Annotated in this window: 25 protein-coding genes and 1 tRNA gene; 14 read left to right on the forward strand and 12 right to left on the reverse strand. The window is 67.7% G+C overall.

Features of this window, described 5'->3' with window-relative positions:
- Position 1 precedes the first annotated feature (1 nt).
- On the reverse strand, positions 2–1,612 hold the full coding sequence (locus ACIQCS_RS00230) for a family 43 glycosylhydrolase (protein WP_345850331.1): 1,611 nt from the start codon (positions 1,610–1,612) through the stop codon (positions 2–4).
- 184 nt (positions 1,613–1,796) lie between these two features.
- On the opposite strand from ACIQCS_RS00230, the gene ACIQCS_RS00235 reads away from it, so the two are divergent.
- Genes ACIQCS_RS00235 through ACIQCS_RS00245 form a run of 3 tightly spaced genes read left to right on the forward strand, consistent with a single transcriptional unit; the run spans position 1,797 to position 6,231 of the window.
- Positions 1,797–3,431, forward strand: coding sequence for a hypothetical protein (locus tag ACIQCS_RS00235; protein WP_345850334.1), 1,635 nt, complete (start codon positions 1,797–1,799; stop codon positions 3,429–3,431).
- On the forward strand, positions 3,413–4,999 hold the full coding sequence (locus ACIQCS_RS00240) for a hypothetical protein (RefSeq protein ID WP_345850335.1): 1,587 nt from the start codon (positions 3,413–3,415) through the stop codon (positions 4,997–4,999). Before ACIQCS_RS00235 ends, ACIQCS_RS00240 begins: the two co-directional genes overlap by 19 nt.
- Entirely contained in the window at positions 4,996–6,231 is a 1,236-nt protein-coding gene (locus ACIQCS_RS00245; RefSeq protein WP_345850336.1) for a cytochrome P450, read from the forward strand. The genes ACIQCS_RS00240 and ACIQCS_RS00245 overlap by 4 nt, the downstream gene beginning before the upstream one ends.
- Before the next feature lie 86 nt (positions 6,232–6,317).
- Here the strand turns inward: ACIQCS_RS00245 and ACIQCS_RS00250 are convergent, their stop codons facing one another.
- Positions 6,318–7,349: an aldo/keto reductase gene (locus tag ACIQCS_RS00250; protein WP_345850337.1), complete on the reverse strand. Its 1,032-nt coding sequence runs from the start codon at positions 7,347–7,349 to the stop codon at positions 6,318–6,320.
- A 311-nt stretch (positions 7,350–7,660) separates the two neighbouring features.
- Between ACIQCS_RS00250 and ACIQCS_RS00255 the strand changes: the two genes are divergently transcribed.
- Complete coding sequence (locus tag ACIQCS_RS00255) at positions 7,661–10,804, forward strand: TonB-dependent receptor (RefSeq protein WP_345850338.1); 3,144 nt, start codon at positions 7,661–7,663, stop codon at positions 10,802–10,804.
- 130 nt (positions 10,805–10,934) lie between these two features.
- Entirely contained in the window at positions 10,935–11,819 is an 885-nt protein-coding gene (locus ACIQCS_RS00260) for an ROK family protein (protein WP_345850340.1), read from the forward strand.
- A gap of 31 nt (positions 11,820–11,850) precedes the next feature.
- Here ACIQCS_RS00260 and ACIQCS_RS00265 read toward each other — a convergent pair whose 3' ends face one another.
- Positions 11,851–12,474, reverse strand: coding sequence for a DNA-3-methyladenine glycosylase 2 family protein (locus tag ACIQCS_RS00265; protein WP_345850341.1), 624 nt, complete (start codon positions 12,472–12,474; stop codon positions 11,851–11,853).
- Between the two features lie 63 nt (positions 12,475–12,537).
- Here ACIQCS_RS00265 and ACIQCS_RS00270 point away from each other — a divergent pair, with 63 nt between their 5' ends.
- Positions 12,538–12,855, forward strand: coding sequence for a 2Fe-2S iron-sulfur cluster-binding protein (locus tag ACIQCS_RS00270; RefSeq protein ID WP_086130962.1), 318 nt, complete (start codon positions 12,538–12,540; stop codon positions 12,853–12,855).
- A 79-nt stretch (positions 12,856–12,934) separates the two neighbouring features.
- Here the strand turns inward: ACIQCS_RS00270 and rlmB are convergent, their stop codons facing one another.
- Positions 12,935–13,684: a 23S rRNA (guanosine(2251)-2'-O)-methyltransferase RlmB gene (gene rlmB / locus ACIQCS_RS00275; protein WP_345850342.1), complete on the reverse strand. Its 750-nt coding sequence runs from the start codon at positions 13,682–13,684 to the stop codon at positions 12,935–12,937.
- Complete coding sequence (locus tag ACIQCS_RS00280; protein WP_345850343.1) at positions 13,684–15,309, reverse strand: M20/M25/M40 family metallo-hydrolase; 1,626 nt, start codon at positions 15,307–15,309, stop codon at positions 13,684–13,686. Before ACIQCS_RS00280 ends, rlmB begins: the two co-directional genes overlap by 1 nt.
- Before the next feature lie 113 nt (positions 15,310–15,422).
- On the opposite strand from ACIQCS_RS00280, the gene ACIQCS_RS00285 reads away from it, so the two are divergent.
- Positions 15,423–15,508: transfer RNA gene (locus ACIQCS_RS00285), tRNA-Tyr, on the forward strand.
- Between the two features lie 78 nt (positions 15,509–15,586).
- Here the strand turns inward: ACIQCS_RS00285 and ACIQCS_RS00290 are convergent.
- The 3 genes from ACIQCS_RS00290 to rph form a co-directional block, all read right to left on the reverse strand.
- On the reverse strand, positions 15,587–15,763 hold the full coding sequence (locus ACIQCS_RS00290) for a hypothetical protein (RefSeq protein WP_345850344.1): 177 nt from the start codon (positions 15,761–15,763) through the stop codon (positions 15,587–15,589).
- A 92-nt stretch (positions 15,764–15,855) separates the two neighbouring features.
- Positions 15,856–16,512: an RdgB/HAM1 family non-canonical purine NTP pyrophosphatase gene (gene rdgB / locus ACIQCS_RS00295; RefSeq protein ID WP_345850345.1), complete on the reverse strand. Its 657-nt coding sequence runs from the start codon at positions 16,510–16,512 to the stop codon at positions 15,856–15,858.
- Complete coding sequence (rph, locus tag ACIQCS_RS00300; RefSeq protein ID WP_345850346.1) at positions 16,509–17,222, reverse strand: ribonuclease PH; 714 nt, start codon at positions 17,220–17,222, stop codon at positions 16,509–16,511. Before rph ends, rdgB begins: the two co-directional genes overlap by 4 nt.
- A 92-nt stretch (positions 17,223–17,314) precedes the next feature.
- Between rph and ACIQCS_RS00305 the strand changes: the two genes are divergently transcribed.
- From ACIQCS_RS00305 to ACIQCS_RS00320, 4 genes are all read left to right on the forward strand, one after another.
- Positions 17,315–17,818, forward strand: a complete 504-nt coding sequence (locus ACIQCS_RS00305) for a DUF6438 domain-containing protein (protein ID WP_345850347.1) — start codon at positions 17,315–17,317, stop codon at positions 17,816–17,818.
- 32 nt (positions 17,819–17,850) lie between these two features.
- Entirely contained in the window at positions 17,851–18,891 is a 1,041-nt protein-coding gene (gene hrcA / locus ACIQCS_RS00310) for a heat-inducible transcriptional repressor HrcA (RefSeq protein WP_345850348.1), read from the forward strand.
- Between the two features lie 10 nt (positions 18,892–18,901).
- A complete protein-coding gene (gene grpE, locus ACIQCS_RS00315; protein WP_345850349.1) occupies positions 18,902–19,453 on the forward strand; it encodes a nucleotide exchange factor GrpE in 552 nt (183 codons plus the stop codon).
- Positions 19,454–19,533: 80 nt separating this feature from the next.
- Positions 19,534–19,752, forward strand: coding sequence for a hypothetical protein (locus ACIQCS_RS00320; RefSeq protein ID WP_345850350.1), 219 nt, complete (start codon positions 19,534–19,536; stop codon positions 19,750–19,752).
- Here ACIQCS_RS00320 and ACIQCS_RS00325 read toward each other — a convergent pair.
- From ACIQCS_RS00325 to ACIQCS_RS00340, 4 genes are all read right to left on the reverse strand, one after another.
- Positions 19,699–20,283 (reverse strand): RadC family protein, encoded by a 585-nt coding sequence (locus tag ACIQCS_RS00325; RefSeq protein ID WP_280279374.1) that lies wholly within the window; start codon positions 20,281–20,283, stop codon positions 19,699–19,701. The genes ACIQCS_RS00320 and ACIQCS_RS00325 overlap by 54 nt on opposite strands.
- Positions 20,223–20,711 carry a hypothetical protein gene (locus tag ACIQCS_RS00330; RefSeq protein WP_345850353.1) on the reverse strand — a complete coding sequence of 163 codons (489 nt, stop codon included), beginning with the start codon at positions 20,709–20,711 and terminating at the stop codon, positions 20,223–20,225. The genes ACIQCS_RS00325 and ACIQCS_RS00330 overlap by 61 nt, the downstream gene beginning before the upstream one ends.
- A gap of 41 nt (positions 20,712–20,752) precedes the next feature.
- The gene (locus tag ACIQCS_RS00335) at positions 20,753–21,109 is read right to left on the reverse strand and encodes a hypothetical protein (protein WP_345850355.1); all 357 of its coding nucleotides are present in this window, start codon (positions 21,107–21,109) and stop codon (positions 20,753–20,755) included.
- Positions 21,110–21,174: 65 nt separating this feature from the next.
- On the reverse strand, positions 21,175–21,690 hold the full coding sequence (locus ACIQCS_RS00340; RefSeq protein WP_345850357.1) for a helix-turn-helix transcriptional regulator: 516 nt from the start codon (positions 21,688–21,690) through the stop codon (positions 21,175–21,177).
- 439 nt (positions 21,691–22,129) lie between these two features.
- On the opposite strand from ACIQCS_RS00340, the gene ACIQCS_RS00345 reads away from it, so the two are divergent.
- From ACIQCS_RS00345 to ACIQCS_RS00355, 3 genes are all read left to right on the forward strand, one after another.
- The gene (locus ACIQCS_RS00345) at positions 22,130–22,564 is read left to right on the forward strand and encodes a DUF1003 domain-containing protein (RefSeq protein WP_345850358.1); all 435 of its coding nucleotides are present in this window, start codon (positions 22,130–22,132) and stop codon (positions 22,562–22,564) included.
- Positions 22,565–22,647: 83 nt separating this feature from the next.
- Positions 22,648–23,046 carry a hypothetical protein gene (locus ACIQCS_RS00350; protein WP_280279369.1) on the forward strand — a complete coding sequence of 133 codons (399 nt, stop codon included), beginning with the start codon at positions 22,648–22,650 and terminating at the stop codon, positions 23,044–23,046.
- A gap of 30 nt (positions 23,047–23,076) precedes the next feature.
- Positions 23,077–23,886, forward strand: coding sequence for a ferredoxin--NADP reductase (locus ACIQCS_RS00355; RefSeq protein ID WP_345850360.1), 810 nt, complete (start codon positions 23,077–23,079; stop codon positions 23,884–23,886).
- Positions 23,887–23,977: the final 91 nt, after the last annotated feature.

Here is a 23,977-nt window from a genome sequence, read left to right on the forward strand (position 1 = left end):
CCTACAGCGCCCGGAACCGGAAATCCCGGAACTTCGCCGCGCCCGCGCCCGCCGAGTAAAGCCCCGGGCGCAGCATCAGGAAACCGCCGCGCACATTGTGGTGATAGCCGGACACTTCCATCCCCCGGTCGAAGCGCTTCCACGTCCTGCCGCCATCGCCCGAGAGGTGGAAGGAGATGATGTGCTGCCGGTTGGTCACCCGCATGCGCAGCCGCCGGCCATAAGGGTTGGCCGGCCGCCCGCGCTCCATGCCGTACTGGTGCGTCACGAAGCGCTTCTCGTCGAAGCCGAGTCCGCAATAGAGCTTCTCGTCATAGAAGAGCACCAGCCCCGCCGTGCCGCCCGGTGCGATCTCGATGTCGCATTCGAAAGCGTATCCGGTGTCGCCGGCGATCAGCAGCAGCGGCGACGAATCCACCGGCGCCTTGCCCGATGCCTGGAGCACCAGCGCGCCGGCTTCGGTGCGTGCGCGGCCCGCTTCTCCCGGACCCGGCTTGAAGAAGTTCCACTTGCGCCCGAGCGCCAGCGGCCCGGAGAAATCGTCCGACAGCGCCTGGCCGTGCGGCACCTGCGCACCGCCGCCGGGCTTGCGGATCGGCTTCGACAGGTCGCCGCCGGTCATCCGGAACCAGCCGTCCGCCGTCCATTCCACGGGATCGAGCAGCGCCTGGCGCCCCAGCGTCCAATAGCCGTTCTCGAAGCCGTGATAGACCGACCACCAGCTGCCGTCCGGCGCCTCGACCAGCGAGGCATGGCCGCGCGACCACCAGGCCTCGTCGTTGCGGACGGTGCGGACGAGCGGGTTGGCGGGGCATTGCTCCCAGGGCCCGTGGATCGAGCGCGCGCGCGCCGCGATCACCATGTGCCCGGTCGGCGGGCCGGCGGTGCCGCCCACCGCGGTGATCATGTAGAACCAGCCATTGTGGCGGTGGATCTTCGGCCCCTCGGGCGAGAAGCTCTCGACGTCCCATTCCTCGGGATAGTGCCAGGGGTCGTAGACATGCTCGACCTTGTCGACGGTGGACAGCCCGTCCTCCGCAAGCCGCACCCGGTCGCCGCCCGACAGGAACAGCCAGCGCGAGCCGTCCTCGCCCACGGCGTGGCAGGGATCGATATGGTCGTGCAGGCCCAGGTCGATGGGCTCGCTCCACGGCCCGTCGATATGGTCGGCCCAGATCACGAAGATCGAGTTGGGGCTGGCCTTTACCGGGATGTAGAGGAAGTAGCGGCCCGCGTGCTTTTCCAGGCTCACTGCCCAGACCGCGCCGATGTTCTTCGTGAGCGCCGCGCCGCGCGGTTGCCAGTTCACCAGGTCGCGGCTGTGCCAGATGGTCAGGCCGGGATAGGAATCGAAGCTCGAGAAGGTCATGTAATAGTCCGCGCCGTCCTTCAGGATGGCGGGATCGGGATGGTCGCCGGCGAGGAGCGGGTTGAGGAAGCGCCCGTCGCCCAGATCGCAGACGCGCTGGTTGTCGAAGCCGCGCTTCCAGTCGAGGGCGGTGGCATCCGGAAGCATCGGATTCGGTGTTGCTTCCCCCGCGCCCGGCCGCAGCAGCGCCGCCGCGCCTCCCGCCAGAGCCGCCCCAAATGCCGCGCGCCGACTGATGTCCATACCGTGCCTCTCCTTTCCGAAACTTATGACACCGATGTCATCCGGAAGGAAGGGGCGGTATCGGCGCTGATGCCGCCGCCTTTGGTGTCCGTTGTGTCCACTTTGGCGGGAAGTCGAATATTTCCTATTCTTGTTGGAAATGCCGTGGCTACAAACGTCACACGTTTGGGGGGAGCGGACGCGGATGCGGCAGACCACGCTATCGGTGGCACTCGAGGTGAAGCCGGAGAGCTTCGACCATCTGTCGGGCCTGCTCGACGCGTTGCGCGACCGGCGCAGCCAGGATCCGTCGGGGGGCAAGGGCCCCTATGCCGATTTCCTGACGACGGTGCCGGCGGTGCATTTCCTGTCGCTCAGCGTGTTCCCGGGCTTCGACTATGATCCGCTCTTCGTGATCGAGGCCAATTTCGACGGCGCCCCCGGCCCCTTCTGGGCGCAGCTGGAAGCCGCGATCGGGCCCGATCTCCGGAGCTTCCTGCGCTGCTGCAAGTGCCCGCTCGATCACACCGGCCCGTTGTTCGACGCCGTGACCGTGCCGGACAGCCGGGCACCGATCGCTCCCTATCTCGAGGCGCGGACGCTCACCCCCACCGTGTTCCACCACGGCAATCGCGGGATGACGCGTGACCGCATCCTCGCCGAGGGCAAGCTGTTCCTCGCCACGCGCGCCGAACTGGCGAACAGCAACGATGGCGGGCCCAGCCCCTATCGCAAGCTCACGCCCGCGGAGATTCATGCCCGGTTGCGCGCGGCGCTGCTCCCGCAATTCGGCTGGCTGGGCCAGAAGGCGCCGGCGCGCATCCCGCTGGCGCAGGGCATCGGCGATTATGCCCGGCTCGCGCTGTTCGCATTGGCGCTGGTGTTCGCGCTGTCGGTCCCCGGGCTGATCCTCAAGAGCCAGCTCGCCTGGCCGCATTATGTGCTGCTCTGCCTTGCGCTGTTCGCGCTGTTCACCGGCATGCTCTACCGGATGGGCAAGGCGCTGCCCGGCACGGCGACGCCGACGCGATTCAGCTTTCTCGGCTTCTTCCTGAAGAAGCTGCTGGTGCCGGTGGTGCTCGCCGCTGCGGCCTATGTCGTGGTCGCCGCCTTCCTCGCGGCGCCCTTCTGGTCGGCGATCGCGCACCGGCCCTTCTGGGCGGCGTGGCGGGACATGGCGATCTGGGCCGGGTGGAGCGCGGGCAGCGTCGCGGTGACGGTGGCGGGCCTGCTCGTCTGGCTGCGCTGGCTCGAGCGGCGCGACGCCTCGCAGGACGCGCCGCCGGTGGATCCCCGGATGCTGCGCGAGATGGCGCGGCGGGAGGACTGGATTCCGCAGAACCACATGGGCTCGGTGGTGCTGATCAAGCCGGGCGTGCTGCGCACCGTGATCATCCGCCTGGGGCATCGCGGCCTCCATCTGCTGCTGCGCGTCCTGCCCAGGACGCGCCAGGGCTATCTCGGCTCGATGCGGACGATCCATTTCGCGCACTGGGCGCGTGTGAACAACAACAGCCGGCTGATGTTCTTCTCGAACTTCGACCAGACCTGGGAGAGCTATCTCGACGATTTCATCGAGAAGGCGCATGCCGGGCTCACGCTCGCCTGGAGCTGCGGGGTGGGCTTCCCGCCGACGCGCTTCCTGGTGAAGGACGGCGCCAGCCATGGCCGCCAGTTCAAGGAATGGGCGCGCCATTCGATGGCGGTCAGCCGCTTCTGGTATTCGGCCTATAAGGATCTCACCGCGGAGCAGGTGGAGCGGAATTACCGCATCGCCTGCGGCCTGAGGAAGAAGCAGCTCAGCGAGAAGGAGGCCGCGGCGTGGATCAACGACCTGTGAGCGAGGGCGGCCGCACCCCGAGCTGGCATCTCGCCGCGCCGGACAATGCGCAGACCCAGGGGCTGGTGGTGAGTGGCTTCGCCGCGTTGCCCACCGGCCGGGCGCTGTTCCTCGAGTTCGGCTGGAAGGGCATGAAGAAGAAGGGCGGCGGCGCCTGGCTGGAAGCGCTGCGCAAGGTGGCGCAGGTGAGCGACGCCGAAAGGCCAGATCCGCGCGCAGCGGCGATGGGCTTCACCTGGTCGGGGCTCCAGAAGATGGGGCTGAACGCCAATGCGCTCGCCTCGTTCGATCGCCCCTTCAAGGAAGGCATGTTCCAGGAGGACCGCCTGCGGCGGCTGGGCGATCGGCGCGGCGATGCCTGGCAGGGCACGGTGATCCCGGGCGGGCCCAGGTGGAGCGGCAACACGCCGCTCGACGGCGCCGCGGTGGACGACGAGGCGCGCGCCTTTGACGACCGGCAGGAAGATCCGGAGCAGCGGGTGAAGACGCCGCTGACCGTCCATGCGCTGCTGCTGCTCTATTGCGAGCATGACGAGGCGGCCGAGGACTGGTGCGAACGGGTAAGCAAGACGCTCGAGCCCTTCGAGGTGCGGGTGGTCCATCATCTGCCGCTCGACCTGCGGCTTGATCCCCAGGGCATCGCGCGCGAGCATTTCGGCTTCGCGGACGGCATCTCGCAGCCGATCCCGTTCGAGGCGGGCACGGTCGTCTATCGGGACGGCAGCGATGTGCCGAAGGATTACTGGAATGGCGTGCCGCTGGGCGAAGTGCTGATGGGCCATCGCAACGGGCATAACGAGATCGCGCAGGGGCCGGTGGTCGCGGACGGGATCGGCGACACCGCCGGGCTGCCGCCGCATCCCAAGGGCGTGGGCTTTCGCGACCTGGGGCGCAACGGCAGCTATATGGTGGTGCGCGAGCTCAAGCAGGACGTCTACGCCTTTTGGGAATCGATGCGCGCCGCCGCCCGGCACATCCGCGAGCGCGATCCCGAGGGGGCGGCGCACGTCACCACCACCTGGCTCGCCGAGCGGGTGGTGGGGCGTGACACGCACGGCAATCTGCTCTGTCCGCTGGGCGGGACGATCCCGGTGGCGGACAATGACTTCGGCTTCTGGGACCGCGATCCCCATGGGATGGGATGCCCGCTGGGCAGCCATGTCCGCCGCGCCAATCCCCGTGACGGCCTGGCGCCGACCGAGGCGGACAAGCAGACCCTGCTCGACGCGGCGAACAATCACCGCATCCTTCGCCGGGGCCGTAAATATGGCAGGACGATCAGCGTGCCGCCGACGCCCGACGATGTCGATCGCGGGCTGTTGTTCATCTGCCTCAACACCGACATCACCCGCCAGTTCGAGTTCGTGCAGCAGACCTGGGTACTCAACCCGAACTTCGCGACGCTCTATGACGAGACCGATCCGCTGATCGGCCCCAAGGGCACGATGACGATCCCCGAGGACCCGCTGCGGCGGATCATCGACGTCGAGACTTTCGTGCAGATGGCGGGCGGGGAATATTTCTTCCTGCCGAGCATGCCGGCGCTCGATTATCTGGGCGCGCTGTGAACGCGCTGGCTTCGCGCGCGGTGCTGCGCCCCGGCAAGAAAGGGATCGCGCGCTGGATCGAGGGGCGAGTGTTCGCGCTCATGCCCTATGCCTTCGCTTTTCTGCGGCGCTGGAAGCCGGTGGCGAAGCTCGGCGGCATGGTGCTGACCTCGCGCCATGACGATGTGCGCGAGGTGTTCGCCAGCGATCCCGTGTTCGGCGTGCCCTATGCGCCCAAGCTCGACGTGATCATGGGCGGCGAGCCCTTCTTCCTCGGCATGGCCGACACGCCGCTTTATCACCGCGACACCGATGCGATGCGCACCGTGGTGCGCCCCGGCGACCTGCCCGGGCTGGCGCAGAAGGCGGAGGCGATGGCCGAGGCGATCATCGCGGCGGCGCCGGGGCGGATCGAAGTGGTGGACACGCTGGTCCGGCGCGTGACCTTCAGCGTGCTCGGCGATTATTTCGGCGTGCCCGATCCGGCCGGGGGCGATCTGCGGGTGTGGGGCACGCGGCTGTTCGAGTTCCAGTTCGCCGATCCCAAGGGCGATCCGGCGCTGCGCGCGGAGGTCCACCAGATCGCTCCGGCGCTGCGCGCGCATATCGACAAGGAGATCGTCCGGCGGAAGGCGGCGCCGGGCAAGGACGATGTGCTGTCCCGCTGTCTCGCCCAGCAGAAGCGCGGCGTGCCGGGCTTTTCCGATGTGGAGATTCGCACCAATCTGATGGGCTTCATCGTCGGCGGCCCGCCCCAGCCGCCGATGGTCGTGCCGCAGGCGATGGAGCAGCTGCTGCGCCGGCCGAGGGAATTGGCGGCGGCGCAGGCAGCGGCGCGGGCAGGGGACGATGATTTGCTCTGGGGCTATGTCCAGGAGGCGATGCGCTTCGATCCGCTCGCGCCGGGGCTGCCGCGCATCGTGCTGGCCGATGGCGTGATTGCGCGTGGCACGGCCCATGAGACTGTGGTGAAGGCGGGCGACACGGTGCTCGCCGCCTTTGCCTCGGCCATGATGGATCCGCGCCGGCTGACCGATCCTGCCCGCTTCGATCCGCACCGCCCGGCGAGCGACTATATTCACTTCGGCTATGATCTGCACCAGTGCTTCGGCCGCCACATCAACCGCGCGACGCTGCACCTCATGCTCAAGCCCTTGTTGAAGCGTCCGAATCTTCGGAGGGCGCCGGGTGGGGCGGGGCGGCTGGCGAAGAACGGGGCGTTCGCGGAGTCGCTGACCCTGGTGTTCGACTGAGGTCGGCGGAGGCGGCAGTTTCCCTGCCGGCGTCCCCGCCGGCGCGGGGATGCCGATAGCAAGGCTGGCGTCGTGGCGACTGAGGCTCAGCGCCGCGGCGACGGGCCGCCGCGATAGCCGCCCTGGCGCTCGAGCATCCAGCCGGGATATTCCGCCGGCAGCTTGCTCACCGCATCGAGCCGGGCGCGCTCCTCGGGCGTGAACTCTACGTCCACCGCGGCGAGATTGTCGGCCAGTTGCTCGGGCCGCTTGGCGCCGATGATGACGCTGGAGACCGCGCGTTGATGGAGCAGCCAGGCCAGCGCCAGCTGGGCGACCGAGCGGCCCTTGGCTTCGGCCAGTTCGCGCAGCACGTCGACCACGTCATAGCCGCGCGCCTTGTCCACCGGCGGGAAGTCGAAGCCGGCGCGGCGGCCGTCGCCGTCGCCCTCGCGCGTATATTTCCCCGACAGGAAGCCGCCGGCGAGCGGGCTCCACACCATCAGGCCCACGCCCTCGGATTCGAGCATCGGAATCACCTCGCGCTCCAGGTCGCGCCCGGCGATCGTGTAATAGGCCTGGAGCGAGGCGATCGGGGCATAGTCGCGGGCCGCCGCGATGCCGACCGCCTTCATCACTTGCCAGGCCGCCCAGTTGGAGAGGCCGATGTACCGGACCGTCCCGCGCCGCACGAGGCTGTCGAGGGCCAGGAGCGTCTCCTCGATCGGCGTCGCCGCGTCGAAGCCGTGGATCTGGTAGAGATCGATATGGCCGGTGCCGAGCCGCTCGAGGCTCTGCTCGACCTGGGTCAGGATGTGCCCGCGCGACGCGCCGGCGCCGTTGGGTCCGTCGTGCATGCGGCCGACCACCTTGGTGGCGACCACCACTTCATCGCGCGCGACGCCCAGGTTCCGGAGCGCCTGGCCCAGGATCCGCTCCGAACGACCCTCGGCATAGATGTTCGCCGTGTCGAAGAAATTGATGCCGGCATCCAGCGCGGCCTTGACCAGTCCGTCGGCTTCTTCCTGCTGCAGCTGGCCGATCCGGCCCCATATGCCCTCGTCGCCGCCGAAGGTCATGGTGCCGAGGCAGAGTTCCGAGACGATCAGGCCGGAGCGGCCGAGCCGGTTGTAGCGCATGGGATTCCCCTGGGAGCGAGAGGGAGAGGCTCCGCAGATGTGGTGCGGGAGCCGTCGCCGCAATGCCGGCGCGGCGAAAATCGGCCTGAGTCGGGCGCTGGCAACGGTGTCAAAAAACTCATACAATATGGTGCAATGCGGCAATTCCCTTGCCTTGATCCGATAAGTGATTGTTCTCGCGCCGATCTAGATCGATGCAAATGTATGAGTTGACAGCATCGCAGGCGCGGCATAGCCAAATGTGACCGCTAACATCGCGATCCGCGCGATTGGCTCAATGGCCCGGGAAGAGGCCTTCACAGGAGGGGAATATGCACGCTCGAGTTGCGCCTCGTTTCACTGCGCGCCGTCTGGGAATGATCGGCGCCGCGTTGCTTGCCGGCACGGCCTGGCCCGCGCTTGCCCAGACCCAGCCCGGCGACACGCCCGCCGCCGCCCAGGACCAGAGCGTCCCGGAAACGGAGCAGTCGATCGTCGTCACCGGATATCGCGCATCGCTGCAGAGCTCGACCAACGCGAAGAAGAACTCGGTGGGCTTCACCGATTCGATCTTCGCCGAGGACATCGGCAAGTTCCCCGACACCAACATCGCCGAGAGCTTCAACCGCATTCCCGGCGTGACCATCGCCCGCGAAGTGACGGGCGAGGGCCTCAACGTCACGATCCGCGGCCTCGGCACCAATTTCACGCGCGTGCTGCTGAACGGCGCCCCGGTGGCGGTCGCCTCGACCGGCCGGACCGACTCGCAGAACACCAACCGCGAAGTCGATCTCGACATGTTTCCGACCGAGCTGTTCACGTCGCTGACGGTGAACAAGAGCGGCATCGCCGACCAGGTGGAAGGCGGTGCCGCCGGCACGGTCAACATGCGCAGCGCGCGGCCGTTCGACCGCTCGGGCACTCGCATCACTTATGGCGCGCAGCTGACCAAGAACACCAACTCGAAGGATTGGGGCTATCGCGGCTCGCTGCTGGGCAGCACCACGATGGGCGATTTCGGCATCCTGCTCGGCGTTGCCGGCGTGCACAACAAGGTGCGCACCACCGGCTTCGAGACGATCGGCTGGACCAACCCGAACCTGTCCGCTGCCCAGTGCGGCGCGACCAGCGGCTGCAATCCCACCGGCGGCGGCAATTGGACGATCCCCGGGACGGTGCCCGCCAATTCGGGCGCGGGCCTGCCCACCGGTGCCACGATCGACCAGGCCTTCCTGCTCGCGCGCAATCCCGGGGCGACGATCTCGCAGATCGACAACGGCATCATCCCGCGCCTGGGCCGCAGGATGTTCGAGGAAGGCACCAAGGACCGGATCAACGCGATCGCCAGCCTGGAGTATAAGGGCGAGCGCTTCCATGCCTATGTCGACGGCATGTTTGGCTGGAAGGACAACCAGCTCGAGCGCGTCGACATGAACTGGGTCGGTCGCAACGGCGCCGCGATCCCGCTCAACACGCAATATGACCGTTCGGACTGCACCCAGGGCTGCGTGGTCACCAAGGGCACCTATGCCAACGCCCAATGGTTCCTCGAATATCGCCCCTTCATCGAGAAGACCAAGTTCTGGGGCGTCAACCCCGGCTTCGACTGGGAGATCGCCGACAAGCTGAAGTTCGACGTCGCGGCGAACTACACCTGGTCCAGCTTCCACCGCGAATCGCCGAGCGTGGTGGTGCTCAGCGCCCCCAATTCGGGCGTGGTCGTGAACTATGACAATAGCAGCGGCGACGTGCCTACGATCTCGACGAACATCGACCTGAACAATCCCGCCAACTTCGCCTGGCCGGGCGGGCGCGTGAACATCCAGGACGAGAAGCGCCAGACCGAGACCAAGGGCATTCGCGGCAACCTGACCTGGGGCGACAGTGCGTTCAACCTCAAGGTAGGCGCCGCCTATGACGACACGTCGCGGCGCATCAACGCCTATGACAACAGCCAGGCCTGGCAGAACGCGGTGTGCGGCAATCGCCCCAGCGTGTTCCTGCCCTCGCCCAACACGCAGCCGCCGTGCAACGGGCTGGTCCAGCCCGGCGCGGCACCGGCGGGCTATCCCACCTATCCCGCCTATGGCACCGGCTATTCCTCCGGCGCGAGCGGCGGGGTGACCTATGGCGGCTCGCTGATCTCGAATTCGCAGCTTGCCGGTCTGCTGCGCCCGACATCGGCGGGTTTCGTCACGGTGGACTGGAACGCGTTCAAGGCGGCATCCAACTATGACGCCTTCCACAATGCCGCGCCCGAAGCGGGCTCGTCGAACACCGGGGCCAGCGGCGGCTATGTCCGCGAGAAGGTGATCGGCGCCTATGCCGAAGTGAATGGCGATCTGCAGCTGGGCGACAATCACCTCAACTACAATGCCGGCGTCCGCTATGTGCATACCGATCAGACGATCGGCGGCCGCGTCTCGATCTCGGATCCGCGCAACTCGCAGGACCCGGACGGCCCCGGCCCGCTGCCCGCTGCCTGCCCCGGCACCGGCAATCCGCGCGACGGCAGCTGTTATCCGAACATCACCAATTTCGTCTACACCGATACGAGCTACACGAACTGGCTGCCTTCGGTCAGCGGGGCCTTCCATATCGGCGATGCGGCGGTGGTCCGCGCCGCGGCATCGCGGACGATGACCCGGCCCAACCCGAACACGATGCTGCCGGGCCTCAACTTCTCGAGCCCCTCGGCCGATGTCGGCTCGGTCGGCAATCCGTCGCTCCAGCCCTATCTCTCGACCAATATCGATCTGGGCTTCGAATATTATACCGGCAAGGAAGGCTATGTCGGCTTCACTGCCTTCCGCAAGGCGGTGACCGGCTTCACCACCACCGGCACGGTGACGGTGCCCTTCTCGGCGCTGGGCGCGTACGGCGTCACCTTCGACACGCTGACCCCCACCCAGCAGGCCGCGATCAATTCGCGCGGCGGCCCGACCAGCGCGACCGTGGTGCTGAACCAGCAGGTGAATGCGACCGGCACGCTTAAGGTCAACGGCCTCGAAGTGAACTGGGTGCAGCCGCTCGACTTCCTGCTCGGCAAGATCGGGCTGAACGGGTTCGGGTTCAACGCGAACCTGACGCTGATCGACCAGACCGGCTCGGGCGCCGCCCCGGCGGTCGCGGTGGGTGTGTCGCCGGTGACCTACAACATCACCGGCTATTATGAGCAGGGCGGCATCAACATCCGCCTGTCGACCACCTTCCAGCGCGGCTCGGTCTCGTCGGACGCGAACCAGAACGGCATCGCGCTCGCCCGGCTCTATTCGAACGACTATCAGCAATACGACATGTCGGCGAGCATCGACTTCGCCAAGGTGCTCGACCTGAAATGGGGGCCGGAACTGACGCTCGACGTGATCAACCTCACCAAATCGAAACAGCGCAGCTACTTCCAGTTCAGCAATGCCGCCTTCACGCTCTACGATCCGGGCCGTCAGGTCATGGTCGGGCTGCGGGGCCGGTTCTAGGGCCTCACGGCAAAGGGGGAGTGGCGGCCGGCCTTTCACCGGCCGCCACTGCCGAGCCGTCCTTCAGGGGATGGCGGGCCGCCTGCGGGTGGCCTCTTTTTTGTCACGCCGAACCGGGTTAACGGGCGCCATGACTGAGCTGAGACTGATCGCGGGCATCGAACTGGGCGGCACCAAATGCGTGGCGTTGCTGGCGACCGGGCCGGACGATGTGCGCGACCGGGTGACCGTGCCCACCACCGATCCGCAGGCGACGCTGGCGGCGATCGAGGGAGTGCTCGATCGCTGGACCTTCGACGCGATCGGCGTGGCGAGCTTCGGGCCGGTGGGGCTCGATCCGGCGCGTGCCGATTACGGCGCGATCACTGCGACGACCAAGCCCGGATGGAGCGGTACCGACCTGATCGGCCGCCTGACGGCGCGCTATGGCAAGCCGATCGGCTTCCAGACCGACGTCAACGGCGCCGCGCTTGCCGAGGGGCGCTGGGGGGCGGCGCAGGGCATGGCGGCGCATGCCTATATCACCATCGGCACTGGCGTGGGGGTGGGCCTGGTGACCGGCGGCAGGCCGGTGATGGGCTGGGCGCATGGCGAGGCGGGGCATATGCGGTTGCCGCGTGCGCCGGGCGATGCCTATCCGGGCTGGTGCCGCTTCCATGGCGATTGCCTGGAAGGGCTGATCGCCGGCCCGGCGCTTGCCGAGCGCTTTGGCATGCCGGGCGACCAGTTGCCCGACGACGCGCCCGCATGGGATCTGTTCGTCCACGACCTGGCCGGCATGCTCCACAATCTCGTCGTCACCGCCGCGCCCGAGCGGATCGCGATCGGCGGCGGCGTGACGGCCGCACGGCCCTATCTGTTCCCGAAGCTGCGCGCGCGGCTGGTCGAGAGCCTGGGCGGCTATGGCGCGCTGGCCGAATGGGCGGAGGAGATCGAGGCGCGGTTGGGGACGCCGGGGCTGGGCACGATGGCGGGGCCGCTGGGCGCGATCGCGGTGGGGCTGGGGGCCGACTAGGAGTCTTCCTCCAACCAGGCTTGGGAAGCCCTCAGATCACTTCCATATCCGAATTATAGTGGTGCCAGGCCAGCACTGCCGCCGCACCGCGATGGGGGCGCCAGGCTTCGGCGATTTCCCGGGTCAGCTTCTCGCTCGGCCGTTCGGGGTGGCCCATGATCCGGCCGACCTCGATCTGCACCGCCAGGTCTCCGGCGGGCCAGATATCGGGGCGCCCCTCGGCGAACAGCAGGTAGATCTCGGCGGACCAGCGGCCGATACCCTTGATCCGGACGAGCTGGGCGATGGCTTCCTCGTCGTCCTCGGCCAGGTGCGCGAAGTCGAGCCGGCCGCTGGTCACTTCCTCGGCCAGGCTGCGCGCATAGGCGATTTTCTGGCGCGAGAGGCCGGCGGCGCGCAGGTCCTCGTCGCTGGCGCGCGCGATGTTGCCGGGATCGGTGAGCGCCCCCAGCTGCGCCGCCATCTTGTTCCAGATCGATTGCGCGGCGGCAACGCTCACCTGCTGGCCCACGATCGTGCGCAGCAGCGTCTCGTAGCCGCGGTCGCGGATGCGGGGCGGGGGATAGCCCACCCGCCCGATCGCGGCGGCGATCAGCGGCTCGCGCGCCGCCAGCGCATCGAGCGATGCCTTGAGCTGGTCGGCGGTCAGGCCCATGCGCGCCCGCCTTGCGAAGCGCCGTTTTCGGCGGCATGGACGGGGCCGGAACAGGAGAATCTCATGCCCAAGCTTATCGTCGTGACCAGGAGTGGTGAAGAGCGCGAGGTCATGGGGGAAGCGGGCCTGAGCGTGATGGAAGTGATCCGCGAGAACGGCTTTGACGAGCTGCTCGCTTTGTGCGGCGGTTGCTGTTCCTGCGCGACCTGCCATGTGCATGTCGATCCGGAATTTGCGGCCAAACTGCCGAAGATGAGCATGGACGAGGATGATCTGCTCGACAGCGCGGGCGACCGCGACGCGACTTCGCGGCTGTCGTGCCAGATCCCGTTCGGACCCGAGCTCGACGGGCTGCGCGTGCGGATCGCCGAAGAGGACTGATCGGGCCGGGGCTTTCCCGCATCTCTTTCTTCGTCATCCCCGGCTGCGCGGGGATGACGGAAAGAAAGTTGCTTGCCGGCTATTCGCGCACCGTCACCGCGTAGAGCGCGATCGCCGCCGCGTTCGACACGTTCAGGCTCTCGACCTTGTCCGAGATCGGCAGCTTCGCGAGTTCGTCGCAATGCGCCTCGGTGTTCTGGCGCATGCCCTCGCCCTCGGCGCCGAGCACCAGGGCGATCTTGCGCTGATCGCCCATCACCTCGGCCAGCGTGCCCTTGGCATGGCCGGTCAGTCCGATCCGCCAATAGCCCGCCTCGGCGATCTCCTCGAGCGCGCGGGCCAGGTTCACCACGCGGCACCAGGGCACCGCTTCCAGCGTGCCGGCGGCCGCGCGGGCGAGCGTGCCCGTCTCCGACGGGGCATGCCGGTCCTGCGTGACGATGCCGAGCGCGTCGAACGCTGCCGCCGAGCGCAGGATCGCGCCGACATTGTGCGGATCGGTCACCTGGTCGAGCACGAGCAGCGGGCGATTGTCGCCGGCGCCCTGGGCGAGCAGGTCGCCCAGCCACATCTCCTCCAACGGATCGACTTCGGCGACCAGGCCCTGATGCGGCGCGTCGTTCGGCACCAGCCGGCCGAGATCGGCGGCATTGGCGAAAGTGATCGGAATCGTCGACGGGATGTCGAGCCCGGCCAGCGCTTCGTGCGTGCCCCAGATCTTGCGTACCACGCGCTCGGGATTGTCGAGTGCCGCCAGCACCGCGTGCCGCCCGTAGAATCGGGGGCGGTTCGACGATGCCTGGCTCGGCCGGTGTCCACGCTTGGCCATTACTTCGCTCCCGGTGCCGGGTAGAATTCGTCCAATGTCTTGGGCTGGGTCGCCAGCGGCACGCGCGGCAGCGGATCGGGCGTGTTGGCCGCATTGATCAGGAAGGCGGCGAGGATGATCGCGCCCTGGCGCATGTCCTCGGGCTTCAGGTGATCGAAGGTGTCGACATCGGTGTGGTGGACCGTCGAGGCATAGTCGAGCGGATCCTGGATGAACTGGAACGCCGGGATGCCCACCACGTCGAAGAACACGTGATCCGTGCTGTCGGTGAGGGCGGTCGCCACCTTGGTGGCCCCGAACGAGCTGAACGGCGCCAGCCAGTCGCGGAAGATCGGCACCACCGCGGTGTTGCCCTGGGTATAGATGCCGCGGATCTTGCCCGAGCCGTTGTCGAGGTTGAAATAGGCGGCGAGCTTCGCATGGTCCGGGCCCGGCTTGATCGGATAGGACTTGCCCCAGGCTGCGTAGCGCGCGGGGCCGGTCAGCGTCGGGTCGATCGTGCGGGTGGCGACATGGCCCTCGATATAGGCCATCGAGCCGAGCAGGCCCTGCTCCTCGCCCGACCATAGCACGAAGCGGATCGCGCGCTTCGTCCTGACGCCCAGGGTCTTGATGATGCGCGCGGCCTCCATCACCATCGATACGCCCGCGGCATTGTCCGCCGCGCCATCGCCCATCGCCCAGCTGTCCATGTGTGCGCCGGCCATCACATAGCCCGCCTTGGCATCGGTGCCGGGAATGTCCGCCATGATGTTGTAGGCCTTGGTGTCGCTGTCGTCATAAGTGACGTCGCTGTTCAGCTCGAGGCTGGGTGTCGCGCCCATCTTGGCCAGGCGGACGAGGCGGCGATAATCCTCGGCGGCGATCTCGAAGCCGGGGAGCGGCGGCGTGGCGCCGACCCGGAACTGGCTGTTCTGGCCATGGATCAGCTTGCCGTTGCGCGACGACATCGTCGCGTATGCAATCGCGCCCTCGGCCTTCAGGAAGGCGTCGCGCTTGGCGAGGAAAATCTGGCGCGAGGGGCCGCGCGGCCGGCGCGTGGCAGCGGAAGGGCCGCTCGGCAGCTCGAACGTGTCGGCCTTGTCGAGATCGGCGTCTCCATAGCGGCGGAAGTCCGGAACGGTCGCGTCGGCGATGTCCGTCGGCTCCGTTATCAGCACGATCTTGCCCTTGAGCTTGCCCTTGTACTGGTCGAGCGCGGCTTCGTCGGCCATCGGGGCGAGCACCACCTGGCCGGTGATCGGGCCGCCGGTGCCGGGCGTCCAGGCGAGCGGCGCGGCGATCAGGGAGAGCGGGCGCGGGGCGACCATCTTCACGCTGGCATTCCTGGCGGACCAGCCGCGGCCGAACTCGAAACCTTCCTTGTGGACATTGACCAGGCCCCATTCGCGGAACTTGGCCTGGGTCCAGTCCTCGGCCTGGCGCATGCCGGGCGAATTGGTGAGGCGGCCGCCGATCACGTCGGTGAGATACTGGGCGATGCGCATCACTTCGCTATGGCGGGTGCCCTGGTCGACGATCTGGTCGACCGGCGCGCTCGGGCCGTCCGGGCCCTTGGCGGTGGCGAGCGGTGCCGTGGCGGTCGCGGCGAGCAGCGTGGCGATGGCGAAGGAAAGTCGGCGCATTGGGGGCCCCTGCATGGAAACGGCGGACGCTATGCCGCACAAAGGTTGCGCGCAAGGCGTTGACAGGGACGCGGGGCTTCGGCAATGGGCCCCCTCTCGCCGAACGGCGCCATGGACAGGTGGCCGAGTGGTTAAAGGCAGCAGACTGTAAATCTGCCCGTGCAAGCGTACGCTGGTTCGAATCCAGCCCTGTCCACCACCGCCCCCAAGGGACCTGGCCCCGGGGGCCTTTCGCAGAATAGGAAAATGGCCCGGGAGAGCAGGCTCCCCCGGGCGGTCAGGCTTGCAGATCCTCGGTTTCGGTGACCTGCCCGGCATCGACGAATCCGGGCTGGCCGGTATCGGCCTCGGCCTGCGCGAGCGCGACTTCTTCCCCATCCTCTTCGGTGATGCCGTGGACATGCGTCTCGTGGACGTGTCGTATCATCGTCGCCAGCTGGCGGAACGAACCCATTTCTGCGACCCCTCGCTTGGCTCTAATTGCAAGGGTCATAACTTAACTTTGGGTTCGAGGTTGCGGGAAATAAATCCTTAACGCGGCGCGAATCACCTTTCCTGGCCGAGCACCGCGGCAACGAGCTGGCGGAAGGCATCGGCGCGATGGCTCATCGCGTGCTTGGCCGCAGGCTCCATCTCGCCAAAGCTCTGCGCATGGCCGACGGGTACGAACATCGGATCATAGCCGAAGCCCTGATCGCCGCGCGGCGGCCAGACGAGCGTGCCGTCGACTCGGCCCTCGAACCATTCGACATGCCCGTCGGGCCAGGCAAGGGCGAGGGCGCAGACGAAATGCGCATCGCGGCTGGTCTCGGGCGGCAGCGCCGCGAGCCGTTCCTCCACTCGCCGCATCGCGAAGCCGAAGTCCTTGCTCTCCCCCGCCCAGCGCGCGGAGAAGATGCCGGGCTCGTTGTTCAACGCCTCGACGCACAGCCCCGAATCATCGGCGAGCGCGGGCAGGCCCGACAGGTCTGCCGCCTGCAGCGCCTTGAGCTCGGCATTGGCGACGAAAGTGGTGCCGGTCTCCTCGGGTTCGGGCAGGTCCAGCTCGGCCGCCGAGACCGGCTCGATCCCATAGGGGCCCAGCAGCTCGCGGATCTCGCGCACCTTGCCGGCATTGTGGCTGGCGATCACCAGCCTGCCCGGCTTCAGCGTGCGGATGGCCTGGGGGCCGACGTCCCTGGAAGTCTCGCCTTCGCCGGTCATCCGATTGCCTTCCGCTGCGCGTCGAAGATCTGGTTGCAGCCGATTCGCGCGAGGCGGAGCAGGCGGAGCAGCCCTTCCTCGTCATAGGTCGCGCCTTCGGCGGTCGCCTGCGCCTCGGCGATGTTGCCGTTGGAGAGCAGGACGAAATTGGCGTCGGCATCGGCCGCGCTGTCCTCGTCATAATCGAGGTCGAGCACCGGGGTGCCCTTGTAGATGCCGCAGGAGACCGCTGCGACCTGGGCAGTGATCGGGTCTTCCTTGATCAGGCCCTGGGCCATCAGCTTGTTCACTGCGATGCGCAGCGCGACGAAGGCGCCCGAGATCGCGGCGGTGCGGGTGCCGCCATCGGCCTGGATCACGTCGCAATCGAGCGTGATCTGGCGCTCGCCGAGCAGCTTGAGATCCGTCACGGCGCGAAGGCTGCGGCCGATCAGGCGCTGGATCTCCTGCGTGCGGCCGGACTGCTTGCCCTTGGCCGCCTCGCGCTGGCCGCGCGTATGGGTGGCGCGGGGAAGCATGCCATATTCGGCGGTGACCCAGCCTTCGCCCTTGCCCTTCAGCCAGGGTGGCAGCCGCTCCTCGACGCTGGCGGTGACGAGCACGCGCGTGTCGCCGAAGCTGATCAGCACCGAACCCTCGGCATGGCGGGTGAAATGGGGCTCGATCGTGATCGCACGCATCTCGTCGGGGGCGCGGCCGGAAGGGCGCATCTGCTTCAGTCTCCTGCAAGGTTCGCAGCGGCACGTAGACGTAACGGTGGGAACGCGCCAGTCTCGGCGGGTGATCCGTGGAGGAACCGGGAATGCGCAGGCTGTTGATCATGGGACTGGGCACGCTGGGGCTGGCGGGCTGCGTAGCGCCCAGCGGCGGGCCGGGCCGGCCGGTGGCGATCGAAGGCGATTCGATCCGCTACGAGACCGGCGCCTGTTTCGGCCGCTGCCCGATCTACGTCGTCACCGTGCGCCCCGACGGCACGGGCGTGTTCGAGGGCCGGCGCTTCACCGCGGTGACCGGCGAGCGGGCGTTCAGGCTCAGCCGCGCGCAATATGATGCCTTTGCCGCCAGGCTGGCGCCGTATCGGCCGGAGAGCGGGCAGGTGCGCTACGCGCCGGGCGAGAAGAATTGCGAGCCGGCGGCGACCGACATGCCCAGCGTCGACGTCACCTGGACCCGAGCGATCGGCGACAGCCAGGGGCTCTATTTCTATTATGGCTGCCGGACGGAGAGGAACCGTGCGCTCGGCCAGGCGCTGGGCGAGGCGGTGGAGGCATTGCCGATCCAGGCGCTGATCGGCGAACGGCCTTGAAGCCGGGGGGCGGCTGCCCCTAGATCGGGAACATGATCACCCCGCCGATCCATGAGCTGACCGACCGCGCCCGCGACGTGTTCCGCATGGTGGTCGAGTCCTATATCGACACCGGCGCGCCGGTCGGCTCGCGCACGATCGCGCAAATCTCGGGGCTCAACCTTTCGCCCGCCTCGATTCGCAACGTGATGCAGGACCTGGAGGAACTGGGCCTGCTCGCGGCGCCGCATACCAGCGCCGGCCGCATGCCCACCGAGACGGGTCTGCGCCTGTTCGTCGACGGCATGATGCAGGCGAACGAGCCCTCGGTCGAGGAGCGCGCCGCGATCGAGCGCAACGCCGCCGAGCGCGGGCCGGTGGAGGAGGCGCTGGCCAACACCACCGCCGCGCTCTCCGGCCTGTCGGCCTGTGCGGGGCTCGTGCTGGTGCCCAAGGCCGAGCCGGTGCTCCGCCAGTTCGGCTTCGTGCCCCTGAGCCATGACCGCGCGCTGGCGGTGCTGGTGGGCGAGGACGGCTCGGTCGAGAATCGAGTGGTCGAGCTGCCCGGCATGGACCCGGCGGCGCTGCAGCGCGCGGCGAATTATCTCACCGGCACCTTTGGCGGGCTCACGCTCAGCCAGGCGCGGGCCAGGGTGGAGCATGAGCTCGGCCAGCAGCGCGCGGCGCTCGACAGTGCGGCGGCGGCGCTGGTGGCGCGCGGGCTGGCGGTGTGGAGCGAGGATGGCGGCCGCCGTCCGGTGCTGATCGTGCGCGGCCAGGCCCGGCTGATCGATACCGCCGCGACGGAGGACCTCGACAAGGTCAGCCGCCTGCTCGATGAGCTCGAAGGGCAGGAGGAAATCGCCCGCCTGCTCGATTCGGCCCGGGAGGGCGAAGCGACGCGCATCTTCATCGGATCGGAGAACAAGCTGTTCGCCTTGTCCGGCTCGTCGGTGATCGCCAAGCCGGTGCGCGCGCTGGACGGGCGGGTGGTGGGCGTGGTGGGGGTGATCGGCCCGACGCGGTTGAACTATGCGCGAGTCGTCCCCATGGTGGATTTCACGGCGGCCACATTGGCCCGATTGCTGACCTGAACAGGGAAATATGACCGAAGAATCGAAGGTGACGGACACGGACGACACGACGCTGCGCGCGGAAACCGCGGAGGCTGCGCCCGTGGCCGAGCAGGACCGCGTGGCGGAGCTCGAGGCGCAGCTCGCCGAGGCGAAGTCGGCGGTGATGTATGCCCAGGCCGAGACGCAGAATGTCCGCCGCCGTGCCGAGAAGGAGGCGCAGGACGCCAAGATCTATGCCGCGACCGGCTTCGCGCGCGACGTGCTGTCGGTGGCCGACAATCTTTCGCGCGCGCTTGCCGCGATTCCCGCCGAGCTCAAGGACGACGAGAAGTTCAAGGGGCTGGTGACCGGCCTGGAGGCGACCGGCCGCGAGCTCGATTCGGTCTTCGCGCGCCATGGCATCTCGAAGATCGTCGCGCTGGGCGAGGCGCTCGATCCCAATCGTCACCAGGCGATGATGGAAGTGCCGAGCGCCGAGGCGGAGCCGGGCACGATCGTGCAGGAGATCCAGTCGGGCTATATGATCCGCGACCGGCTGCTCCGCCCGGCGCTGGTCGGCGTCGCGAAGAAGGCGGACTGAGCGCGGGGATGCATCCGTAACGGTAGCGATTGTGGGGGCGCGTCCTTTACCCTGCGTCCGCACGACTATACTTTCCTCGCATGCCGAACGAAGATGCGCGCGCCCGCGCCCTGCGCCTGGCCGCCGAGGCCATCGAGATCTGCGACGAAGCGGGGCTCGACATCGCTGCGACCTACCTCCAGCACGGGCACGACCTGATCGCCCAGGCGCCGCGCCGGGTGCGGCAGGATCGCTGGATCTGGGGCTTAGATGAGTCCCAGATTCCGCATGCTGACGACCCCGCTGCCAGCAACGACTAGGTGATCGTGGACGACGACGCCGAGCGTCTTGCCTGCCTCGATCAATTGCCGGGTGATGTCGATATCGGCCTTGCTGGGCGTTGCGTCCCCTGACGGGTGATTGTGGACCACGATGATCGCGCCCGCGCCCACCTGAAGGGCGCGGCGGAGGATGTCCCGCACATAGAGGGGCGCTTCGTCGAGGCAGCCTTCGCTGACCATCTCGTCGCGGAGCAGGCGGTTCGCCGAGCTGAGATAGAGCACGCGAACCTGTTCGGTGCGCTTGTAGGTCAGGTCCGCGCGCAGATAGGCGACGAGGTCGGCATAGTTGCCGACGATCTCGCGGTCCCGGATGCGTTCGCGCAGCAGGAACAGATGGATCTCGCGCGCGGTCGCGAGCAGTGCGGCGGCGCGATCGTCCCCGTCCAGTTCCTCGCCGAGCAGCGCTTCGTCCGCGCTCAGCACCGCGGCGAGCGAGCCGTGCGCGGCGATCAGGGTTCGCGCGAGATTGCCCGATCGCTCGCCGAGGAACGGCGCGATGAGGCGTTCCACGAGATGTCCTGCCCGAATTTCTTCAGGCGCCGGCGATGATTGTGCGTCGCCACGATCAGGATGGCCGTGACCAGATAGCTCCACAGGCTGCTCGTGAGCCAATAGAGGAACGGATAGATGTGCGGGTCGAGGGTCTTCAGGAAGTGTCCCGCGACCTGAACGATCAGCAACGCGGCCATGGGAATCGGCCATAATCGGTTAGCCCGGACGAGTAGGATCAGAATCGCGGCCAGCATCGCCGCATCGACGATCAGCAGGCCCGTTTCCAGATTGAGCCAGCGCGCGTGCGCGCCGGACACGGCGAAGAACGATGCCAGCGTGCCGCCCAGCAGGACCGCCGCCCCGATCCTCTCGGGCGAGCCGCCACGCCAGAAAGCATAGCCGACGCTCGCGACGAGCAGGATCAGAAAGACTGCGACGTGCCACATGGGACGGACGGCTGCCCGTCCCATGGGGCGCGGTCAAGCCGTTAGGCGGCCGCGCGCAGGCGGGGCGCCTGCTCGGTGGTGCCGGTCGGGAAACGCGGGCACGGCCAGAGGTCGCCGAAGGATTCCGGCGACGCGCCGAGCCGCTGCGCGAGCGCGCCGAGCTCCTGATGGGCCATGACCACCGCGCGGCGGCTGTCGAAGGCGGCGATCATCGCGGTGCGGAGATGGTCGAGCGTGGGCTGGGTGGCATGGGGCGGAAGCCGGATCGCCTCGGCCTGCGTCGTGGTCGCGCTCACCAGGTCCGCCAGGTTGCGCAATGCGGCGTCCGAGGCCTGCTCGCCGGCGATGGTGGCCTTGGCCACGATGGTGATGGCGTCGAGATGCGGGAGATTGGACATGCGTTTTCCTTTCCCCGCGCGGCAGGGCCGGCGCAGGTTGTTGCGACATTGGGTTTTGGCGAGAGCTAGCGGAGGAAGAGGCGGCCTATGGCGACGACGCCGTAGAGCAGCATGCTCAACCCGCCGAGCAGCATCGGCACGCCGATGGCGACCAGCAGCGTGAGGATGAACCGCTGTGCGGTACTGAGATCATTTGGCCGTACCCCCTTCAACAGCTGGCGCAGGCTGACATGTCCGGCCCCGGGCTCCATGTCGAACGCGCTCCGCGTCGCCTGGACCCGCTGGACGGGCATGTCGTTCCTGTCCGCCGCCGACGGAAATGCAGTGGCCGGGGCCGGATAGACAAGCGCCGCCGGGTCACGTGTGATTCGGTCATATCCCGGCTCGAGCCCGGCGAAGATGCGCGCGGCCTCGCGCCGCGAGGAGGCGCCGAGCACCTGGCGCGCGCGGTCGAGCCGCTGGTCGATGGCCGATTTGGAGATCCCGAGCAGGCGGGCAATTTCCTTGGAGGACAGGTTCTGCTGGACGAGGCGCAGCACCTCGACCTGCTCGGCGGTCAGACCGGCCGGCAGTTCGTTCATGCCGCGATCGCGATGGCGGCGATCGCGCGCCGGGGTCCCGGCCCGAAGGCCCGGAACCTTCCATCCGGCGGCAAGAGATCGGCCCATCCCCGAAGCATCGTGACTTTCCAATCCGTGTTGCTCAGACATATCCGTCATCGCACCCGGATGGGGTGCCCAGCAACTGCTTAAGCATCCGGAAGGAACGGGTCGCGGATTCGCCGATGCGAACATGACGGCTTTTTTCATTTGAAATCGCGGGATGGCACCGCCATCTCGGCGTTGGACGCACAGTCGTGCGCCCGCAACCGCCACAACTCCGAGAATGGGGTCATGTCCAGCAACGATCATAGTCGATCGACCGTGCCGCCCAGGGCCGCCGCGCTGAGCTGATCCGCTCACCTCGCGCACCGGCCCCCGAGAAATCGGGAAGGGCGGCCGGTCGGCAGTGAGGTGTAATATGAACGCAGCCATCCGTTTCCTGTCGGATCTCCGCCGCCTGGGCGTCGGGCGCGATCCGAACGCGTTGTTCGACGCGCGGCTGACCTTTGGCGAGAAGCTGGCCGACCGGGTCGCCGCGGTGGGCGGCTCGTGGAGCTTCATCATCGGCTTCGGCCTGTTCCTCGGCGCCTGGGCGCTGCTGAACACGGCGCTGCTCGGCGCGCATGCCTTTGATCCCTTTCCCTTCATCTTCCTCAACCTGATGCTGTCGATGCTCGCCGCGCTGCAGGCCCCGATCATCATGATGAGCCAAAACCGCCAGGCGGCGAAGGACCGGCTCGAGGCACGGCTCGACTATGAGACCAATCTGCGCACGGAAGTGCAGATCGACAGCCTGCACGCGAAGATCGATGCGCTGACCGCGGAGATAGCCAGGCTTTCGCGGGTCGAATAAAAACTACGCTATTGCTAATCATTCGCAATAAACGCTAAGGCGATTCGCGTGCCCGGATTCCCCCCGGGGCATGGGGATCGCCTTTGTACCAGTTCCTGGATCGCTCCATCGCCGAGGTCTCGCCGATCGACCGATTGCTGCTCTCCTCGATGCGGCAATGGGTGGCGAGCGTGCGTGCCGGGCGTTGCCCCTGCTCGGCGCTGGGGCCGGCGCTGCTGGGGCAGGGGCTTGCGGAGATGCTCCCCGACCTCAATATGTCGATGCTGCTGCTCGAGCGCGAATCATTGTCCCAACTTCGCTTCAAACCGCCCTTCGCGGCGGAAATAGGCGACGACGAGGCCTTGCTCCTTTCGCTGCATGCGCTAGCACGCGCCGGCGCGCAGCCGCGCGTCGATGCCATCATCGAGCAGATCGTGAAGCCCGAGGCGCGCCTCCCGCTATCCGTAGCGGTGGCGCGGATTGCCGTCGCAGTCGGGCGCTGAAGTGAAGTTAGAGAGACCTATCCCGTGAACATGCATGCCCGTCCGCCGATCGTCCTTCCAGAGCATGCCGCGTTCCAGACGTGCGCCGTCCGCTGGGTGAAGCATTGGAATGAGCATTTGTTCAGCTTCGCGATCGAGCGCCCGGCAAGCTTCCGCTTCCGCGCGGGCGAGTTCGTGATGATCGGGCTCGAAGTGGACGGCAAGCCGCTGATGCGCGCCTATTCGATCGCCAGCCCGACCTGGTCGGACGAGATCGAGTTCCTCTCGATCAAGGTGGAGGACGGTCCGCTCACGTCGCGCCTGCAGCTCGTCCGCCCGGGCGACCAAGTATATCTCGGCAAGAAGCCGACCGGCACGCTCGTCGCCGACGCGCTGCTGCCCGGCAAGCGGCTCTTCATGCTCGCCACCGGCACCGGCCTGGCGCCGTTCCTGAGCCTGGCGCGCGATCCCGACATCTATGACCGGTTCAGCCAGGTGGTGATCGTCCACTCGACGCGCCGGGTGAGCGACCTTGCCTATCATGACGAGCTGACCGCGCAGCTGGCGGGCGATCCGCTGGTGGCGGACCAGGCGCTGCTCCAGTTCCACTATATCGCCACCGTCACCCGCGAGCCGTTCCGCACCACGGGGCGGATCGGCCAGCTGATCGAGAATGGCTGGCTGTTCCAGCCACCGGTGCTGGGCGATCGTGCGCTCAATCCCGAGACTGATCGCATCATGCTCTGCGGCTCGAACGCGATGATCAAGGATTTCGCGCACATGCTCGAGGGCCATGGCTTCACGGAGGGCTCGAACGCGAACCCCGGCAGCTTCGTGCTGGAACGCGCCTTTGTCGGCTGATTCTGCAATTCCTCCCCCAGCTTGCCTGGGGGAGGGGGACCGCCGCCGAAGGCGGTGGTGGTGGGGGCGCCGGCGCAGCCGGCGGACTTCG

The organism is Sphingomonas sp. NPDC092440 (genome assembly GCF_044754985.1).
Taxonomy (GTDB): Bacteria; Pseudomonadota; Alphaproteobacteria; order Sphingomonadales; family Sphingomonadaceae; genus Sphingomonas.

Bases quoted from the DNA above. Each gene is read 5' to 3' on its own strand.
- ACIQCS_RS00335 (WP_345850355.1), bottom strand. From the start codon at position 21,109: ATGTCCAATCTCCCGCATCTCGACGCCATCACCATCGTGGCCAAGGCC.
- rlmB (WP_345850342.1), bottom strand. From the start codon at position 13,684: ATGGCCAAGCGTGGACACCGGCCGAGCCAGGCATCGTCGAACCGCCCC.
- ACIQCS_RS00265 (WP_345850341.1), bottom strand. From the start codon at position 12,474: ATGGGCCTGACCGCCGACCAGCTCAAGGCATCGCTCGATGCGCTGGCG.
- ACIQCS_RS00320 (WP_345850350.1), top strand. From the start codon at position 19,534: ATGCCGAACGAAGATGCGCGCGCCCGCGCCCTGCGCCTGGCCGCCGAG.
- ACIQCS_RS00255 (WP_345850338.1), top strand. From the start codon at position 7,661: ATGCACGCTCGAGTTGCGCCTCGTTTCACTGCGCGCCGTCTGGGAATG.
- ACIQCS_RS00340 (WP_345850357.1), bottom strand. From the start codon at position 21,690: ATGAACGAACTGCCGGCCGGTCTGACCGCCGAGCAGGTCGAGGTGCTG.
- ACIQCS_RS00355 (WP_345850360.1), top strand. From the start codon at position 23,077: ATGCATGCCCGTCCGCCGATCGTCCTTCCAGAGCATGCCGCGTTCCAG.
- grpE (WP_345850349.1), top strand. From the start codon at position 18,902: ATGACCGAAGAATCGAAGGTGACGGACACGGACGACACGACGCTGCGC.
- ACIQCS_RS00280 (WP_345850343.1), bottom strand. From the start codon at position 15,309: ATGCGCCGACTTTCCTTCGCCATCGCCACGCTGCTCGCCGCGACCGCC.
- ACIQCS_RS00270 (WP_086130962.1), top strand. From the start codon at position 12,538: ATGCCCAAGCTTATCGTCGTGACCAGGAGTGGTGAAGAGCGCGAGGTC.
- ACIQCS_RS00345 (WP_345850358.1), top strand. From the start codon at position 22,130: ATGAACGCAGCCATCCGTTTCCTGTCGGATCTCCGCCGCCTGGGCGTC.
- ACIQCS_RS00260 (WP_345850340.1), top strand. From the start codon at position 10,935: ATGACTGAGCTGAGACTGATCGCGGGCATCGAACTGGGCGGCACCAAA.
- hrcA (WP_345850348.1), top strand. From the start codon at position 17,851: ATGATCACCCCGCCGATCCATGAGCTGACCGACCGCGCCCGCGACGTG.
- ACIQCS_RS00305 (WP_345850347.1), top strand. From the start codon at position 17,315: ATGCGCAGGCTGTTGATCATGGGACTGGGCACGCTGGGGCTGGCGGGC.
- ACIQCS_RS00230 (WP_345850331.1), bottom strand. From the start codon at position 1,612: ATGGACATCAGTCGGCGCGCGGCATTTGGGGCGGCTCTGGCGGGAGGC.
- rph (WP_345850346.1), bottom strand. From the start codon at position 17,222: ATGCGCCCTTCCGGCCGCGCCCCCGACGAGATGCGTGCGATCACGATC.
- ACIQCS_RS00235 (WP_345850334.1), top strand. From the start codon at position 1,797: ATGCGGCAGACCACGCTATCGGTGGCACTCGAGGTGAAGCCGGAGAGC.
- ACIQCS_RS00290 (WP_345850344.1), bottom strand. From the start codon at position 15,763: ATGGGTTCGTTCCGCCAGCTGGCGACGATGATACGACACGTCCACGAG.
- ACIQCS_RS00330 (WP_345850353.1), bottom strand. From the start codon at position 20,711: ATGTGGCACGTCGCAGTCTTTCTGATCCTGCTCGTCGCGAGCGTCGGC.
- ACIQCS_RS00250 (WP_345850337.1), bottom strand. From the start codon at position 7,349: ATGCGCTACAACCGGCTCGGCCGCTCCGGCCTGATCGTCTCGGAACTC.
- rdgB (WP_345850345.1), bottom strand. From the start codon at position 16,512: ATGACCGGCGAAGGCGAGACTTCCAGGGACGTCGGCCCCCAGGCCATC.